1 protein-coding gene is annotated in these 944 nt (G+C 69.3%); it reads left to right on the top strand.

The annotated features are described in order from the left end of the window. On the top strand, nucleotides 1-944 hold a 944-nt coding region (locus PKE99_RS37845; protein ID WP_271215071.1), incomplete at both ends, for an acyl-CoA dehydrogenase family protein.

The following is a 944-nucleotide window of genomic DNA, read 5'->3' as shown; positions in this document are numbered from 1 at the left end:
TATGCGCTGGTCACCGCCGAGTTGGCGCGGGGCTGGATGTCGCTGGCCGGGGCGATGGGTGGGCACACGGTGGTCGCGAAGCTGCTGCTGGCGTTCGGGACCCAGGAGCAGAAGGACCGCTACCTGCCGCGGATGGCGACCGGGGAGCTGCGCGCGACGATGGCGCTCACCGAGCCCGGCGGCGGGTCGGATCTGCAGAACATGGCCACCCAGGCCCGGCTGGACGGCGACGAGTACGTGGTCAACGGGTCCAAGACGTGGATCTCCAACGCGCGGCGGTCGGGGCTGATCGCGCTGCTGTGCAAGACCGACCCGAAGGCCGAGCCGAAGCACCGCGGGATCTCGGTGCTGCTGGTCGAGCACGGTCCCGGGCTCACGGTGTCGAAGGACCTGAAGAAGTTGGGGTACAAAGGCGTCGAGGCCTGTGAGCTGATCTTCGACGACATGCGGGTGCCGGCGTCCGCGGTGCTCGGTGCGGTCCCGGGCAAGGGGTTCGCGCAGATGATGAAGGGGCTGGAGACCGGCCGGATCCAGGTGGCCTCCCGGGCGCTGGGGGTCGGGCAGGCGGCGTTCGACGACGCGCTGCGCTACGCCCAGGAGCGGGAGTCGTTCGGTAAGCCGATCTGGCAGCACCAGTCGATCGGGAACTACCTGGCCGAGATGGGCACCAAGCTCACCGCGGCCCGGCAGCTGATCCTGTTCGCGGCGGAGAAGTTCGACGCCGGGGAGCGGTGCGACATGGAGGCGGGGATGGCGAAGCTGTTCACCTCCGAGATCGCGATGGAGGTGGCGCTGAACGCGGTGCGGATCCACGGCGGGTACGGCTACTCGACGGAGTTCGACGTGGAGCGCTACTTCCGGGACGCCCCGCTGATGATCGTGGGTGAGGGCACCAACGAGATCCAGCGCAACGTCATCGCCGCCCAGCTCGTCAAGCGCGGCGG

The organism is Pseudonocardia halophobica (assembly GCF_027922425.1).
GTDB classification, from domain to species: Bacteria; Actinomycetota; Actinomycetes; order Mycobacteriales; family Pseudonocardiaceae; genus Pseudonocardia; species Pseudonocardia halophobica.
This window is presented reverse-complemented; position numbering and strand designations above follow the sequence as displayed.